This window comes from Megasphaera sp. An286 (assembly GCF_002163455.1).
In the GTDB taxonomy this organism is placed as follows: Bacteria; Bacillota; Negativicutes; order Veillonellales; family Megasphaeraceae; genus Megasphaera; species Megasphaera stantonii.
Window position 1 is genome coordinate 76579 of record NZ_NFIY01000001.1, and the last position, 15687, is coordinate 92265.

Here is a 15687-nt window from a genome sequence, read left to right on the forward strand (position 1 = left end):
AACGATGCAGATAAGAAGGGAGCGTTTTAAGGTGAATGAATTAAAAGTACAGTTAATTGAATGGAGACATTATCTTCATGCGCATCCTGAATGTGCCTTTGAAGAAGCTGGTACAGCGGCGTTTGTTGCTGAAACGTTGCGGAGTATGGGAATTGAAGTCGAAACCGGGATAGGAAAAACTGGGGTAGTAGGGACGCTGAAAGTAGGAAACGGGGAACGTGTTGTTGGGCTGCGGGCCGATATGGACTGCATCTGCCTGCAAGAGACATCGAATCTTCCATATGCATCGCAGACGCCGAATCGAATGCATGCTTGCGGCCATGACGGCCATACGGCTACCCTTCTTGGGGCGGCTAAGATTCTTTCCGAGCGCAAAGATTTTTCCGGAACCGTGCGCTTTGTATTCCAACCGGCGGAAGAACCTGGCCGGGGATCAAGAGCGATGATTGAAGACGGCCTTTTTGAAAGATTTCCTATGGACGAAATGTATGGCCTCCACAACATGCCTCAATATCCGGCTGGGACAATAGCCGTGCGAGAAGGCGGCATCCAGGCTAGCGAGGATAATTTTATCATTACGCTCAAAGGAAAAGGCGGTCACGCATCTGCTCCGGAAATCGTAAAGGATCCATTGGTAACTGCCGCAGAAATTATCTGCGCTTTACAGACGATTGTATCTAGAAATGTAACACCTACAGAGACGTCTGTTATATCTTGTACGGAAATAGAGTCGGACGGAGCGCATAACGCTATACCATCTAATGTTATTATCCGCGGAGATACAAGAAGTTTTACACCGGAGATGTCGCAGCTTATTGAAAAACGCATGGAAGCTATTTGTAAACATATCTGTGAAATGAATGGTTTAGAGTGTGAATTTACCTATACCCATGAGTTTGCACCCACATTCAACTGGAAAGATAATGTTCAATATGTAGTAAAGGCGGCTAAAGCTGTAGTCGGAGAAGAACATGTAATAGAAAATTGTCCCCCGACAATGGGCTCCGAGGATTTTGGGCACTTTATACAGAATGTGCCGGGCTGCTTTGTATTTTTGGGAAGCAAAAGAGATGGAGAAGAGGCGATTCCACTTCACAATTCTTGTTTTGATTATAATGATGATATTTTGGTAACAGGGGCAGAGTTTTTTGCAGAACTTGTGAGAGAAAGGCTGGTAAAAGTATAAATAAAAGGGGATAAAACCGTAAAATTTAATATAAATTACTTACCAGAATGCGTTTAAATATACGCTCCTGTTATTTGCTCAATTATATTGCAAGGGCTGCCGTGCGAAGAAAAAAAGTTTTCATGCGGCAGCTCTATTTGTGTTCGCAGGAAAGATAATAATGATTCGACGTTAGATTGGTACAAGATGTATAAAAGTCAGAAATATTTAAAGTATATCGGCCTTTTATCTTATTTTATATGTATTATAGATATAATATGGTATAATATATAATATGAAGAGGAACTCCTTTAGGTTTGTATACAGGGGGTGTCGGATATGTTGACGAACGTATTGAAGAAGATTACGAAACGGCAGCCTTTGACAGCGCGGGAATGCATGTACGTCATGGACAGCATGATGAACGGGACGATTTCTGACGTACAGGTCGGCGCTGTCCTGGCTGCGCTGGCGACAAAGGGCGCGTCGGAGGCGGAATTGACGGCTTTTGCCGAGGCGATGCGGGCTCACAGCCTGCGGGTGGAATGCCGGCCCGATTTATTTGATATCGTCGGCACCGGCGGCGATCGGGCCAAAACGTTCAACATATCGACGACTTCCGCTATCGTCGTCGCTGCCGGCGGCGTCTGGGTGGCAAAGCACGGCAACCGGGCGAAGAAGTCCCGGAGCGGCTCGGCCGATATGCTGGAAGCCTTGGGAGTCAATATTTTTCTCAGCCCGGCCAGCTGTCTGGAAATGCTGAAGCAGATTGGGATTTGTTATTTTTATACGCGGTATTATTACTATATGATGAAGCGCATCGACAAGGTACGGGAGCAGCTCGGCGTCCCGACTATTTTTGACGTGCTGCGGCCCCTCATTAATCCGGCCCGGGCCAGCCGCGAGATTTTGGGTGTCAATACGCCGGACCTGGTAGAGCCGATGGCCCGCGTATTGTCGCGATTGGGCGTGGAACACGGCATGGTCGTCTACGGGCGGGACGGGTCTGATGAGATTTCCGCTGCCGGCCGCACGCTGATTTGCGAATTTTCCGGCCAGGACTTCCGCACCTATGAAATTTGGCCGGAACAATTTGCCTTGCCGTCGTGCGAACGGTACGAGCTGCGCGGCGGGACGCCAAAGGAAAACGCGGCGATTGCCCGGCGTGTCCTGCGGGGCGAAAAGGGCGCCTGCCGGACGGCGGTTCTCCTCAATGCCGGCGCGGGGCTGTACGTAGGCGGCAGCGCCTTGACCTTGGAAGCCGGCGTGAAGCGGGCGGCTCAGCTCATCGACAGCGGACTGGCGATGGAAAAATTGGAAGATTTTATCATGATGAGTCAAAATATGGGAAAAGTGGAAAAAGTCAAGATTACATCGTGCCAAGATGACGAAGATTATGATATAATAAAAGGTACGCTGATTTAAATTTTTATATGAGGATAATATTTGTATGACAGATAAAGCATTAGGATGGACTCTCCGCATCGGCGGGGTGGCAGGAGTCATCCTCATTTTATGGCTTATCCAGGTGATGCTGCCGGACTTTTATTCCACGATGTGGTGGCTGATGATACGCGGCGATCTGGATGGCCTGACGGATTATATCGCGTCGTTTGGCTACGCGGCTATCGGCGTAAGCGTGTTTATGATTGCTTTCGTCAACGCCATCGGTATTCCCTCTATCCCCTTTTTGACGGTCAACGGCATCATATTTGGTCTGGTTCCGGGGATTTTGATTTCCTGGGTCGGAGAAGTCATCGGCATCGAAATCAGCTTTCGCCTGACGAGGACGCTGCTGCGCAATCAGGCTAAAAAGGTCATTTGCCGGAGCAATATGCTGGAAAAGCTCGATTCCTACAGCTGTATCCGGACGATTATGGTCGGCCGGGCGATTCCCTATTCGCCTAATGTGGTCGTCACGGCCTTCAGCGCCTTGAGCCATATTTCGTACAGGGATCACTTTATCGCCAATGCCCTCGGCAAAATTCCTGCCGTCGTCGTAGAGGTATGGCTGGGCCATGATTTGCTGCGCATACAGGAGCATTGGGGTCGTCTGCTGATTCTTCTCGTAGCCGTAGCGGCCGTATATGGGTTTATCTGGTGGCAGAAAAAGCATCGCCGCAGCAGGTGAGTCCGGAACGTAAGTGAAAAATGAATATGTGATGAAATCGAAAACGGTATGCAGTACGTCGGTGCATACCGTTTTCTGCATATCTGGCTAAATCAGCATATTGTCTTATCAATAGCGCATAGCAAAGGCGTGTACACGGAGCCTTCTTTTTAGTATAATGAGAACAAAGAATCATTATTTATAATTAAAAAGAGGTGATGTCAGTGCATGCATATCATTTGCTGGAAATTTTAGCCATCGGATTTGGATTGGCTTTGCTTTTTGGATATATAGCACGAAGAATCGGGTTGTCGCCTATCGTAGGCTATTTAGCGGCGGGCTTTTTGATCGGCCCGAACATGCCGGGATTTGTCGCCGACCAGGATCTTACCAATAATTTAGCCGAAGTCGGTATTATTTTGCTTATGTTCGGCGTGGGACTGCATTTCCATATGGACGATTTGCTGAAGGTGAAAGGAGTGGCCATTCCCGGCGCGATTCTGCAAAGTCTGTCGGCTACCCTGTGCGGCATCGCGGCGGCCATGGCCTTAGGCTACTCCTTTGTGGAAGGATTGTTTCTCGGCCTCGGGTTATCCGTAGCCAGTACGGTCGTCTTGCTGCGCGTTCTGACTGACAGCGGCAAGCTGCCGACGATACACGGTACCGTTGCCGTCGGATGGCTGGTCGTAGAAGATATTTTTACCGTGCTCATGCTGGTGCTGCTGCCGGCAGTCGGCCCGTCGCTGGCGTCGGGCGCAGGCATTTCCCTGACGATGCTGATATGGGCAGTCGCCCTGGCCGTTATCAAACTGGCAATGCTGTGGGGCTTGGTCATCGTCATCGGCGGACGCTGTATGCCGTGGATGCTGAAACAGGTGGTGCAGACTCGTTCGCAGGAGTTGTTTACCCTGACGGTACTGGCCGTAGCCTTTCTCACGGCCGTAGGCGCAGCCTATATTTTTAACGCTTCCTTTGCCTTGGGGGCCTTTTTGGGAGGCATGGTCGTCGGAAAGAGCCATGTGAGCCATCAGGCCGGCGCGGAGCTGATTCCCTTGCGCGACGCTTTTGCCATTTTGTTTTTCCTTTCTGTCGGCATGTTGTTCGATCCGCAGTTTCTTATCGAACGGCCTGTCGTCGTTATCGTTTCCTTGCTCATCGTCGTCCTGATCAAGCCGTTGGTGACCGTCATAGTCGTTGCCGTCTTGGGCTACTCTCCGACGACTGCCTTTACCGTCGCGGCCAGCCTGGCTCAGGTCGGTGAATTTTCTTTCATCTTGGCTCAGACGGGGTATTCGCTGCAGCTGATTTCCCGGGATATTTTCAGCGTCCTCATCGTCTGCGCCATGATTTCTATCGCCGCCAATCCATTTTTTATGGGCCGCATGACCGAGGCCGAGGCATGGGCCAGGAAGCAGCCGAAGCTTTGGCGCTGGCTTACGTTCCGCATGGAATCCAAAGCGGCTTCGCTGGGCAGCGTATATGCAGAACGAGTTCGCAGCGAAAAGACGGAACGGCCCAGGGCGATTATCGCCGGATATGGTCCTACGGGGCGGCGGGCGGCGGCTTTGTTGGAGCGGCGCGGCATGGAGCCCGTCGTCGTCGATATGAATCTTAAAACCGTTTCCCTGCTGAATGAACAGGGCAAGCTGGCTATGTACGGCGACGTGTCGCGGGAAGAGGTCTTGAAGGCCGCCGGCGCGGAGCAGGCCGACTGCTTTATCATCACGATTCCCGACGTAGCAGGGGCTGCGGCAGCGGCTATGGCGGCGCGAAACTGCAGCGCGACCATAAAAATCTTTGCCCGTTCGCGCTTTTTAAACGACGAGGCCTTGCTGAAGCAGGCCGGTGCCGACAGCATTTTATTTGAGGAAGATGCCGTGGCTCATGAATTGTCCCATACGATTGAATTGTATTTGAATAATAGAAAAGCGAAATAAAGACCGTTGCACTGGCAGCAAAACAGCGCGCAGGAGAAGGGGAATCCTGCGCGCTGTTTCATACGGTATGTGCGGTTATGGCCTATTCTTTTAAATCTTTTTTCAAATTTTTGTAGAATCTGTCGACGATGCGCTTATACACGCCGTATAGATCCTGCGATGAGCCGCGTGTGCGGTTATCTTCGCTCATCGACACGGCTTTTCCCGTTTTTACGTCGTATACGATAAATTGAACGCCTACCGTTGCCAGGGGGACGTAGGTGTTCGGCACGTATACGGGATAACTGATGCGGCGGGAAAACCAGTGGGGCCGTCCTCGCCTGTCGTAGGCCACGTCGCGGATCATATACGATTCCCATTCCATATGGGCGGGTATCAATCCTGTTCCGACATAATAGGTCGTGACGGTTGCCTTGACGTAGAGGTCGGAATCGGCAGCTTCCAGCGGGATGGCGTCTGTTGGAGCCTGGGGCGGCTCTGCAGGCTCGGCTGCAATTGGCGCGGGAGCTGGCGGCGTCGGTTCGGTTTCAGATACTGCGGCAGGAGGCGAATCGGGAAGACCAGCTGCCGAATCGCTGGAGGAAACATGGTGCAGCTCGGCAGAACTGGCTTCTGTCTGCTTCGGCAGTTCTGCTGGTTCCGGCGGCGCTGCCAGGGGAGACGGCGGCACGGGCGGCGGAAGGGTCGGCATGACCACGGTCCAATCGTCCAGCTCTTTTGCTTGTTCGAAGAAATACTCCTTGAGCCGGCGGGCTTTCATCGTGCTGGAAATGGCGTCCGGCGGCGTTTGCAGTTCGTCGATGTAGATGCGGCGCACGTTGTGAAATTCATAGGCTGCATCGCTCCAATGTTCGTAATCTTCGGCCTGAACGGGGACGCACAGCAGGGCTAAGGCAATGGGGATGCATAGCGATGAGAGTAGTCGTTTCATGAAAACCGCCTCCTTCAGATAGATTTCGTTACAAATATTATACTATGAACCTATATAAAAAACGACCTGCATCAATTGATGCAGGTCGTCCAATTGCAAGGGAAATCTTATTTTGCAAAGTAACGGGCAAGCAAGCCGTCGAATACGCGGCCATGGCGAGCTTCGTCTTTTGCCATTTCATGAACCGTGTCATGGATAGCGTCGAGGTTGAGCTGTTTTGCCAACGTAGCCAATTCTTTTTTGCCAGCGCAAGCGCCCTGTTCTGCGGCAGCGCGGAGTTCGAGGTTGGTCTTCGTATCGTCTGTTACGACTTCGCCAAGGAGTTCGGCAAATTTAGCTGCGTGTTCAGCTTCTTCAAATGCAATGCGTTTGTAAGCTTCGGCAACTTCCGGATAGCCCTGACGGTCAGCAACGCGGCTCATAGCGAGGTACATACCGACTTCGGAGCATTCGCCCGTGAAGTTGAGCTGCAAGCCTTCGATGATTCTTTCGTCTACGCCTTTAGCGACGCCGACTCTATGTTCGTCAGCGTATTCTTTTACGCCGGCAACCATTTCCGTGAATTTTTCTTTCGGAGCGCCGCACTGAGGACATTTTTCCGGAGCTTCCATACCTTCATATACATAACCGCAGATACCGCAAACAAATTTTTTCATGTTCATAACCTCCTGAAAATAGAATGAATTTAATATTAAATTGAAATTGAATATTAAATGCTATTAACAAATAAGGGTTATTTGTTATGCTGTTATTATAACAGACGGCAGAAGTAAAAGCAAGGTCTATTTTGTATATTTTTTGTTAATTTTTTATGAGAGAGGGAGAATGAGCTTGCGCAGATAAGGGCAAATTGTTGCTTTTTAAGCCTTATTTTTATATAATGATATATAAGTATTCTTATGTATCATATGCCGGGAAGGCTTTTCTACGAACAGTCATTATATGCGGCTGGGTACGACAAGGAGGAATGAAGCATGTGGAAGAAAAAAGTTTCCTGCCTGCTGGCGGTCATGGCTTTATGCGGCGCTATGACGGCCGGCGCAGCTGATTATACAATTTTGGAAAAAGCGGATAAAGTGGAAACGACTGTGTACGGCACGACGCAGACGGGCTCGCTCAACGAACGCGTGGCGGCTCTGGATAAGCTGCTGAACGGACAGTCCACCGTGTCGGGCAGCCTGCAGGAGAAAACCAATGCTTTGTATAAAGACGTATATGGAAATTCCGGATCGGACCTGTCGTTAGTAGCGGCAGTCAATCTCATGCAGTGGCAGTATTCCGGTCAGGTAACGGAGGAACCGATTTTGGTCCGTGTTGACGCCTTGGAAGAAGGCATCGACGGCAAGGTGATTACGGGCGCGTTGAAAGGCCGCGTACTGTCCCTGCGCCAGGCCCTGCTGGGAGATACGAAATACGTATCGCAGTCGGTTACGATTCCTGCCGGAACGATTGTCAAAATGAAAAATTTAGAAGCCTTGAACTCCAAAACGGCTCAGGAAGGCGATACGGTGCATTTCGCCGTTAGTGAAGACGTCGTCGTAGGCGATGTCGTCGCCATTCCCCGCGGCATGGAAGCCGAAGGGACGATTACCAATGCCAGAAAATCGGGCATGTTTGGCAAAGACGGAAAGATCGAAATTACGTATCATACCGTGCGGGCCGCTGACAACACGCCGGTTCCGCTGATTATCGGCGAAAAGACAAAAGAAGAATATAAACGGACGGCCGGAGCCGTCGGCGCGTCGGCTGCTGGAGCCATTATCCTGGGACCGGTCGGCCTGGTAGGCGGCTTATTCGTTCATGGCAATGACGTAGATATTCCCGTCGGTACGGAAATGCTTGCAGAAGCGAAGGATAATACCGAAGTGATGGGATTTAGAGCAGTAGGTACTCCCGATGACATGCGGACTGCCGATATGGCTGCCAGCGGCGTCGTCGTGCCGGCATATCCTGACGCAGAAACGACGGAGCCGACCCATGAAACGGGATATTACGGCGACGTGACGCCGGTAGAATTAGGCGGCGACAGCGAAGCAGAGGATCAAAACGACGAATCTGAAGAAGTCGTAGTAACGATTACTCCTTCAGACGAACAGGTGACAGGTGACGTACATGAATAAAACGTGGACAGCCTCTATTTTGGCTGCGCTTCTTCCGTTTTCCATATGGGCGGCAGACGGGAGCGGCGATGTTTCTAAGACCGGGCAGGAAACGATGGCAGAAGTGGCCCGCATTGACGGACAGGACGGCGCAGGGGAGATCGTTCCCATTGATCTCGACGCGGCGTCGGAAGCGTATGATATCGTATTGCCGCAGCAGCCTGTCCATATGACGGCTGATTCCCTGGTTGTACGCAGTGCAGATGGGTATATTCAGGGCCGCGGCAACGTCGACTTGCAGCAGGGAATGGACGAGCTGCATACCAGCTATATTGAAGGCAGTACGAATAATCAGTTGTACCATACGCCGGGACCAGCCGTATACCTTACCAGTGAGAATGCCCTTTCCGGGACAGGCATCATTTATAACAGCAAAGACGGCGATGCCAGCATGGATACGATTGAAGGCTTTATCGGGCCGGGCACGTATATCCGCGGTACGGGGGCGGAAATGGTCGACGGCGTCGGCTACGTCAAGCACGGCTTGATTACGACGCCTCACGCCGTGGCTAAGACGCCGGACTACTATATTACCGGCGATGATATCCGCATTTATCCCGGAGAAAAATTTACGGCTGAAAATACAAAGCTATGGTTTAAGCACGTCTGCTTGCTGACATACGGACACTATGAAGGACGGTTAGACGAAGAAGATAACCGAAATTCGTGGTTGTTTACGCTATTGCCGCGGCCGACATATAATAGCGACGATGGATTCGGCGTGCGGGGTCATGCGAATATCCCCTTGAACCAAAGCGGCGATTTAGCTTTTAATATGCGCTATGCTTTGACTTCTAAGAATGGGTTTAAACCTACGGCTAAAGTTGAAAAATATACGAAGTTTGGTACCTTTGCCTTTGGCTACGGTTCGGAAGAAAGCAGCGATAACGACGATAATATCTGGGCGACGAAGTGGCCTGAATTGGAATACTTTATGCCCCGCCTTTACTTAGGCGATACAGGTATTTATATCGATGGATCTGCCAGCTGGGGCCGCTGGTCGGAAGACGGGCAGGAAACAGGCTCCCACCGGGGCTTCCGCGCGGAGATTACCCATCGTCCCCTTCCGTTGTGGAAACGGGCCAATATTCGGTTCTTTTCGGGATACCGCAGGGACTGGTATTCTGTAAAGGATGCGGAACGCCGCGATCCGTACTGGGGCGTCGTGCTCAGCCAGAGCATCAACGACCGCTTGTGGACCAGCTTTTGGTATAAAAAGCACAACGTCAGCGGATTTACGCCGTATCGGTTTGATACGATAGACGATCCGCGGCAGAAAGGGTTTTCTGTCGGATATATTTTGACGCCTCGCGATACGATTATTTTCTCCTTAGCGAAGAATTTAGACAGCGGAGATATTTCGGACCGCAACTATACCTGGGTGCGGGATCTCCATTCTTTTACAGCGATTATTACGTATAAAGAAGTTGAGGATGAATGGGATCTTGAAGTTATACCCAAGGATTTCAGATTCTAGCAGATGTATAAACTGCGGCGGACAGAGCGTGACGCCGCAGTTCTTTTTTACCTATATTTTACAGAAAAACTATGAGGAAAACGATGCTTTGCATGTATAATATAAAGAATAGAATACCATTATATGCAGATTAGGATGTGAGAACATGGCGTTGATTTATTGTGTCGAAGATGATGAAAATATACGTGAACTCGTAGGGTACGCCTTGCGCAGCCAGGATTTTGAAGTAGAAACCTTTGCCGACGGCAAGGAATTCTGGAAGGCTGTGCAGCAGCGCGTACCGGCTCTGGTGCTGCTGGACATCATGCTTCCCGGAGAAAGCGGCACGGAAATATTGGATAAAATTCGAAAAGACACGCAGCTCCGATCTCTTCCGGTCATCATGCTGACGGCAAAGACCAGCGAATACGACATCGTCCGCGGGCTGGACGGCGGCGCCGACGATTACGTCTGCAAGCCCTTCGGCATCGTCGAGCTGATATCCCGCATACGGTCCGTCCTGCGCCGCAGCAAGCCGCAGCGACGGGAAAGCAACATGTATTCTTTCGGTCCCGTATCCCTCGACGGCGAAAAACACGTCGTCACTGTCAACGGCGAGCCATGCCATTTGACGGTCAAGGAATTCGAACTGCTGCGGTATCTTTTGGTCAATATAGACATCGTGCTGAAACGCGAACAAATTATGGAAGCCGTATGGGGATTTACGTATGAAGGCGAAAGCCGCACTATCGACATGCATATCAAGAGCTTGCGGCAAAAACTGGGCGACGGAGGGCACATTATCCGCACTGTACGCGGCGTCGGGTATGTGATTGGCGGAAACGTATGAGAAAGAAAATATACGTCAGCCTTCTTGCCATGGGGTTCGCCTGCATGGCCATTACCGTCCTGATTTCAGGATGGTTCTTTTGGCAGGCTGTGCAGCGCCAGGCTGCGGAAGAAATGCACGTCGTCATGAACGTCATTTCGAATACGATTCAAAAGAACGACGACATGGAAGCTTACCTGCAGGGAATTGCCGATGGATGCGAAGGCAGCCTGCGCATTACGTGGATCAATCCGGACGGAACTATTCGCTTTGAATCGAAGTATGACAAGTGGCAGATGGAAAATCATCTCGACCGGCCGGAAGTACAGGAGGCGCTGAACGAGGCCTACGGTACGGCTGTCCGCAAGTCCCATACCTTGTCGCGGGACTTATATTATATGGCGGAACAAATGCCGGACGGGACGATCCTGCGCCTCAGCATGGAACGGGAATCTATTTATTCCCATTTCTTGTCGCTGCTGCCGGTTGTGGCTCTGCTGCTCCTTTGCGCGGCCGTAGCCTGCATCAAGGCTTCCCGCATGCTGACGGCCAGCCTTTTGAATCCGCTGCGCCGCACCGTATTGCTCATGCGGCAAATTGGAGATCCCAACGGCATTTCCGTTCCCGCTTCGTACCATGTCGATGCTGAGCTGCGGCCGCTGGTAGATAAAATTATCGACCAGAGCCAGGCCCTGAACCAACTGATTCACAGCTTGGAACAGCAGCGCAACATCGTGCGTCTCATGATGGAAAATTTGCAGGAAGGCGTTATCTTGACAGACGATACGTACCGCATCCTGGGAATGAACCGCTGCGCCGGCGATATCCTGCAGAAAAAGGACGTTTCGTCCTTAGTCGGACAGCCGCTGGAGCCGTTTTTTGCAGAGGCGCCGTGGGATGAAATACACGGACATACCAATCTTCCCGACGTATTGGAGCGGAAAATCAGCAGAGACGCGTCGCTGTATTTATTGACGGTACAGTCGGTGTACCAGGATGAAGAATTTTACGGCGTGCTGTTTATCATTGATGATATTACCGAGCAGGAGCATCGGGAACAGCTGCGCCGCGAATTTACGTCCAACGTGTCCCATGAGCTCAAAACGCCGCTGACCTCTATCAGCGGGTTTGCCGAAGTGCTGTCGGCAGGCTTGTTTAAAAGCGACGCCGACGTCGTCCATTTCGGCTCGCTTATCCGCAAGGAGGCGAAGCGGCTGTTGGCCATGATTGAAGAAATCATGCACCTGACCCGCATCGAGGAAAATCGGGAAAAGGTTCATCGCGAACCGGTGTGCCTGCCGGAAATTATAAGGGATATCGTCGAATTTATGGAACCGATGCTGGTGGAAAAGAAAGTGACCGTTCACTGTACGCTGGAGCAGGCGACGGTACTGGGGGATAAGGGACTGCTGCGGGAAATGGCTATGAATCTCATCGACAATGCGGTCAAGTACAATCTTCCCGGCGGCCATGTATACGTGTCGGTGCGGAAGCGCGGAGACCATATCGACTTTGCCGTTAAGGATACGGGGATCGGCATTCCCGAAGACAAGCAGAAGCGCGTGTTCGAGCGCTTTTACCGGGCTGACACGAGCCGTTCCCGGAAGATAAGCGGCAGCGGACTGGGCCTGTCTATTGTCAAGCATATTGCTGAATACCATAACGGCACGATTACGCTCCGCAGCAAGGAAAATCACGGGACTGAAATCATCATTCATTTGCCGTCAGGCAATTCATAAGGAGAAATACATGAAACAATATACGTTTCCATATGGACGTGGAGTTCAAACCGTCGTATTGCCGGAAGACCATGTAGCGTACGAGCTGAAGGGAACTGGGGCGGCGCCTGTAGCGGACGTGACAAAGGCAGTGCAGAAGGCGCTGCGCAGGGTATATCCGAAGGACGCACTATCAGAACGCGTCGCGCCGTATGAAAAGGTCATCATCGTCGTCAGCGACGGAACGAGGATGGTATATACGCCGCAGATGCTGGACGCCGTCATCGGCGAGCTCCATACCATCGGCGTGGCGGATGAACAGATTACGCTGCTCGTCGCCTTAGGGACGCACCGGCCGGCGACAAAGCGGGAGCTGACGGAAATATGCGGCTCTTGGGCAAACAGACTGCGCGTCGTGCAGCATGACTGCCGGGACAAAACGCAGCTGGCTTATGTCGGAACGACGCCGGAGGGGAATGCCGTATATCTGAATCGGCTGGCTGTAGAAGCCGATAAGGTCATCCTTACGGGGGGCATTTCGTTTCACGACATGGCCGGCTTCAGCGGCGGGCGAAAGGCCGTTCTGCCTGGCTTGGCTGGATACGATACGATTATGCGGAACCACGCCCTGGCCTTGAACGCGGAAGATATAGGCGGGCGGAACCGATGCTGCGACGCGGCACGGCTGGAAGGCAATCCTATGCACGAAGACATGGTGGAAGGGACGTTGTTTATTGAGCCTGATTTTATGGTCAATACGGTGCTGGGTGCTGACGGCGCAGTCATCGACGTCGTGGCAGGCCATTGGCTGACGGACTGGCAGGATGGATGCCGGCTGTTGCTGGCCGCCGACAGCGTTGCAATTCCTCAAAAGGCGGACGTGACGATTGCTTCGGCCGGAGGATATCCGAAGGATATCAATTTCTATCAGGCCACGAAGGCCCATATGAACGCCGTCTTTGCGACGAAGCCGGGAGGCATTATGATTTTAGTCATGGAATGCCCCGACATAAGCGAACCGCCGGAATTTGCCAAAGCTTTTGGCCGGCGTGATACATCTGCAGCTGAGCAGGATCTGCGGCAGCACTTCACCATTGGCGCCTTTTCCGCCTATAAGACGCAGGAAATCATCGAGTCCATGCGGGCAGTGTTCGTCGTCACGGAGAGAAAAAACTTTGACATCATGAAACAAAGCGGCCAAATTCCCGTCGAATCGCTGGAAGAAGCCTGGCAGGCGGCAAACGCCATATTGGCGGAAGATGGAAAAGAGGACTACACCATAGCCCTCATGCCCTATGCCGCGTCGACGCTGCCAGTAATAAAGAAGACTAGAGAAGAAATAGAATACGATATTGAATGAAAGAGCGCCCTTTCGGGCGCTTTTTTACTGGCCAGAATTCTCTATTAGGTTGCCTGTTTTGCAAAAGATGTCTGCTTTTGTAAATTTTACAAAACTTTACATTGTCTACATTGTAACCTTACATACCTTTGTTAGGATAAGTACGTATCAAGCAAGAAGCACTCATAAACTTGTACTTGACAAAAGGAGAGGATCTTAATATGAAATTGAGAAAGTTAGTTCTTGCTGCATTAGCGGCAATGATGGTTGTCAGCGCAGCCGGCTGCGGCGGCGAACAGAAGAGCGAAAGCAGCTCGAATACGGCGGCTGTATCGGGCAGCATTACTGGTTCTGGTTCTTCTGCCTTGCTTCCTTTGGTAAAAGATGCTGCGGAAAAATTCAAAGCAAACAATAAAGACGTAACGATTACGCTGAATGCCGGCGGTTCCGGCACGGGTCTGAAACAGGTTTCCGACGGCTCCGTAGACATGGGCAACTCCGACGTACCGGCTGAAACGAAGCTCGACAAAGCGAAAGCTGAAAAGCTCGTAGACCATAAAGTATGCGTTATGACTGTCGCGACTATCGTCAACAAAGATGTAGGAGTTAAGAACCTGACTCGTCAGCAGCTTCAGGATATCTTCACGGCTAAAGTTACAAACTGGAAAGATGTCGGCGGCCCGGACAAACCGATCGTCCTCGTAACTCGTCCGAAAACTTCCGGTACGCGAGCTCTCTTTAAACAGTACGCGATCAACGGTGCAGAAGAAGCAGACAACAAATCTCTCGAAACGGATAACTCCGGTATTCTTATCCAGAGCGTAGCGCAGAACCCCGGTGCTATTGGCTACGTAGCTCTTCCTTACCTCATTAACGACAAGAGCGTAGATGTTCTGTCCATCGACGGCGTAGAACCGACGCTGGAAAATACATACAGCGGTAAATATGCCGTATGGGGCTACGAACACATCTACACGAGCAAAGAACCGAAAGCTGCCGTAAAAGCCTTCCTTGAATATGTCATGGGCGACGAATACGGCAAGCGCATTGAAGAACTTGGCTACGGCGTAAGCTCCAAGATGCAGACGAAAGAAGTTCACTAATCACACGGAGGGAATGTAATGAATGCAATCGAAGCGGCGGTCTCCAGAGCCCACCGAAGCGAGAAAGCAGCCCGGACCTTCATTACAATATGCGGCATCGGTATGGCACTGGTGCCGTTTCTCATTGGGGCCTTTCTCTTCATAAAAGGTACGGATACCTTTTTCCTGTTTGGCCATGGCGTCGGCGAGTTTTTATTCTCCGGCGAATGGAATCCGAGCGATACGGCAGAAGGCGGCGGCCAGGTCGGCGCGGCCAAGTTCCTGGCCGGCTCTCTCGTGACCTGCTTGTTGGCGCTGATTATTACGCTGCCCTTGAGTATTTCGTCGGCTATCTTCATGACGGAAATCGCGTCTCCGCGGACGCGCCGCCTGATTCAGCCGGCTATCGAATTGTTTACGGGGATTCCTTCCGTTGTCTATGGCTTCGTAGGCATGACGGTATTGATTCCCTTCCTGCGCAGTATTTTCCCCATGCCCTTCGGGTTTTCCGTATTGGCGGCGGGCATCGTGCTGGCTATCATGATTTTCCCGACGATTACGACCATGGCGGCCGACGCCATGGCGGCGGTGCCGAAGGCCTGGCGCGAAGCGTCGTACGGTCTCGGCGCTACGCGGTGGGAAACCATCGCTCACGTCGTGCTTCCTGCGGCTAAGGGCGGCATTTTTACCGGTATCATCCTCGGCCTGGCCCGCGCCCTCGGCGAAGCCCTGGCGGTAGCCATGGTTATCGGCCAGATGAAGGTCTTCCCGACGTCGCTGTTCCTGCCGGCCAGCACCTTGACGACGGCCATTTCCGCCGACATGGGCGGGGCGATGGAAGGCGGCGAATACAGCGCGGCCTTGTGGACGATGGCCCTCATCCTGTTCCTCTTGTCCTTCCTGTTCATTTTCCTGATTCATCAGCTCAATGCAGCTTCCAGCTTAAAAGGAGGCAAATAAT

At 51.7% G+C, this 15687-nt stretch carries 13 protein-coding genes; 11 read left to right on the top strand and 2 right to left on the bottom strand.

Annotated elements, in window-relative coordinates; genetic code table 11:
- The first annotated feature begins 31 nt into the window (after positions 1–31).
- The 4 genes from B5F80_RS00320 (at position 32) to B5F80_RS00335 (ending at position 5212) form a co-directional block, all read left to right on the top strand.
- The gene (locus B5F80_RS00320; RefSeq protein WP_204246300.1) at positions 32–1186 is read left to right on the top strand and encodes a M20 aminoacylase family protein; all 1155 of its coding nucleotides are present in this window, start codon (positions 32–34) and stop codon (positions 1184–1186) included.
- Positions 1187–1504: 318 nt separating this feature from the next.
- Entirely contained in the window at positions 1505–2590 is a 1086-nt protein-coding gene (gene trpD / locus B5F80_RS00325) for an anthranilate phosphoribosyltransferase (RefSeq protein WP_087476820.1), read from the top strand.
- A gap of 25 nt (positions 2591–2615) precedes the next feature.
- Positions 2616–3296, top strand: coding sequence for a VTT domain-containing protein (locus B5F80_RS00330; RefSeq protein WP_087476821.1), 681 nt, complete (start codon positions 2616–2618; stop codon positions 3294–3296).
- 203 nt (positions 3297–3499) lie between these two features.
- Positions 3500–5212, top strand: a complete 1713-nt coding sequence (locus tag B5F80_RS00335; RefSeq protein WP_158099937.1) for a cation:proton antiporter — start codon at positions 3500–3502, stop codon at positions 5210–5212.
- 82 nt (positions 5213–5294) lie between these two features.
- Here B5F80_RS00335 and B5F80_RS00340 read toward each other — a convergent pair whose 3' ends face one another.
- Together B5F80_RS00340 and B5F80_RS00345 are read right to left on the bottom strand one after the other, a co-directional pair.
- Positions 5295–6143, bottom strand: coding sequence for a hypothetical protein (locus B5F80_RS00340; RefSeq protein ID WP_087476823.1), 849 nt, complete (start codon positions 6141–6143; stop codon positions 5295–5297).
- Positions 6144–6250: 107 nt separating this feature from the next.
- Entirely contained in the window at positions 6251–6799 is a 549-nt protein-coding gene (locus B5F80_RS00345; protein ID WP_087476824.1) for an NADH peroxidase, read from the bottom strand.
- Between the two features lie 318 nt (positions 6800–7117).
- On the opposite strand from B5F80_RS00345, the gene B5F80_RS00350 reads away from it, so the two are divergent.
- From B5F80_RS00350 to pstC, 7 genes are all read left to right on the top strand, one after another.
- Complete coding sequence (locus B5F80_RS00350) at positions 7118–8263, top strand: hypothetical protein (RefSeq protein ID WP_232818803.1); 1146 nt, start codon at positions 7118–7120, stop codon at positions 8261–8263.
- Positions 8256–9779: a hypothetical protein gene (locus tag B5F80_RS00355; RefSeq protein ID WP_087476825.1), complete on the top strand. Its 1524-nt coding sequence runs from the start codon at positions 8256–8258 to the stop codon at positions 9777–9779. The genes B5F80_RS00350 and B5F80_RS00355 overlap by 8 nt, the downstream gene beginning before the upstream one ends.
- 145 nt (positions 9780–9924) lie before the next feature.
- Positions 9925–10608, top strand: coding sequence for a response regulator transcription factor (locus B5F80_RS00360; protein ID WP_087476826.1), 684 nt, complete (start codon positions 9925–9927; stop codon positions 10606–10608).
- Positions 10605–12326, top strand: a complete 1722-nt coding sequence (locus B5F80_RS00365) for an ATP-binding protein (protein ID WP_087476827.1) — start codon at positions 10605–10607, stop codon at positions 12324–12326. The genes B5F80_RS00360 and B5F80_RS00365 overlap by 4 nt, the downstream gene beginning before the upstream one ends.
- 10 nt (positions 12327–12336) lie before the next feature.
- A complete protein-coding gene (larA, locus tag B5F80_RS00370) occupies positions 12337–13665 on the top strand; it encodes a nickel-dependent lactate racemase (protein WP_087476828.1) in 1329 nt (442 codons plus the stop codon).
- 200 nt (positions 13666–13865) lie between these two features.
- Entirely contained in the window at positions 13866–14747 is an 882-nt protein-coding gene (locus B5F80_RS00375) for a phosphate ABC transporter substrate-binding protein (protein ID WP_087476829.1), read from the top strand.
- 18 nt (positions 14748–14765) lie between these two features.
- Complete coding sequence (pstC, locus tag B5F80_RS00380; protein ID WP_087476830.1) at positions 14766–15686, top strand: phosphate ABC transporter permease subunit PstC; 921 nt, start codon at positions 14766–14768, stop codon at positions 15684–15686.
- Position 15687 lies beyond the last annotated feature (1 nt).

What these genes read in the sequence shown, in the direction of transcription:
- trpD (WP_087476820.1), top strand. Translation starts at nt 1,505, where the DNA reads ATGTTGACGAACGTATTGAAGAAGATTACGAAACGGCAGCCTTTGACA.
- B5F80_RS00330 (WP_087476821.1), top strand. Translation starts at nt 2,616, where the DNA reads ATGACAGATAAAGCATTAGGATGGACTCTCCGCATCGGCGGGGTGGCA.
- B5F80_RS00340 (WP_087476823.1), bottom strand. Translation starts at nt 6,143, where the DNA reads ATGAAACGACTACTCTCATCGCTATGCATCCCCATTGCCTTAGCCCTG.
- B5F80_RS00345 (WP_087476824.1), bottom strand. Translation starts at nt 6,799, where the DNA reads ATGAAAAAATTTGTTTGCGGTATCTGCGGTTATGTATATGAAGGTATG.
- B5F80_RS00350 (WP_232818803.1), top strand. Translation starts at nt 7,118, where the DNA reads ATGTGGAAGAAAAAAGTTTCCTGCCTGCTGGCGGTCATGGCTTTATGC.
- B5F80_RS00355 (WP_087476825.1), top strand. Translation starts at nt 8,256, where the DNA reads ATGAATAAAACGTGGACAGCCTCTATTTTGGCTGCGCTTCTTCCGTTT.
- B5F80_RS00360 (WP_087476826.1), top strand. Translation starts at nt 9,925, where the DNA reads ATGGCGTTGATTTATTGTGTCGAAGATGATGAAAATATACGTGAACTC.
- B5F80_RS00365 (WP_087476827.1), top strand. Translation starts at nt 10,605, where the DNA reads ATGAGAAAGAAAATATACGTCAGCCTTCTTGCCATGGGGTTCGCCTGC.
- larA (WP_087476828.1), top strand. Translation starts at nt 12,337, where the DNA reads ATGAAACAATATACGTTTCCATATGGACGTGGAGTTCAAACCGTCGTA.
- B5F80_RS00375 (WP_087476829.1), top strand. Translation starts at nt 13,866, where the DNA reads ATGAAATTGAGAAAGTTAGTTCTTGCTGCATTAGCGGCAATGATGGTT.
- pstC (WP_087476830.1), top strand. Translation starts at nt 14,766, where the DNA reads ATGAATGCAATCGAAGCGGCGGTCTCCAGAGCCCACCGAAGCGAGAAA.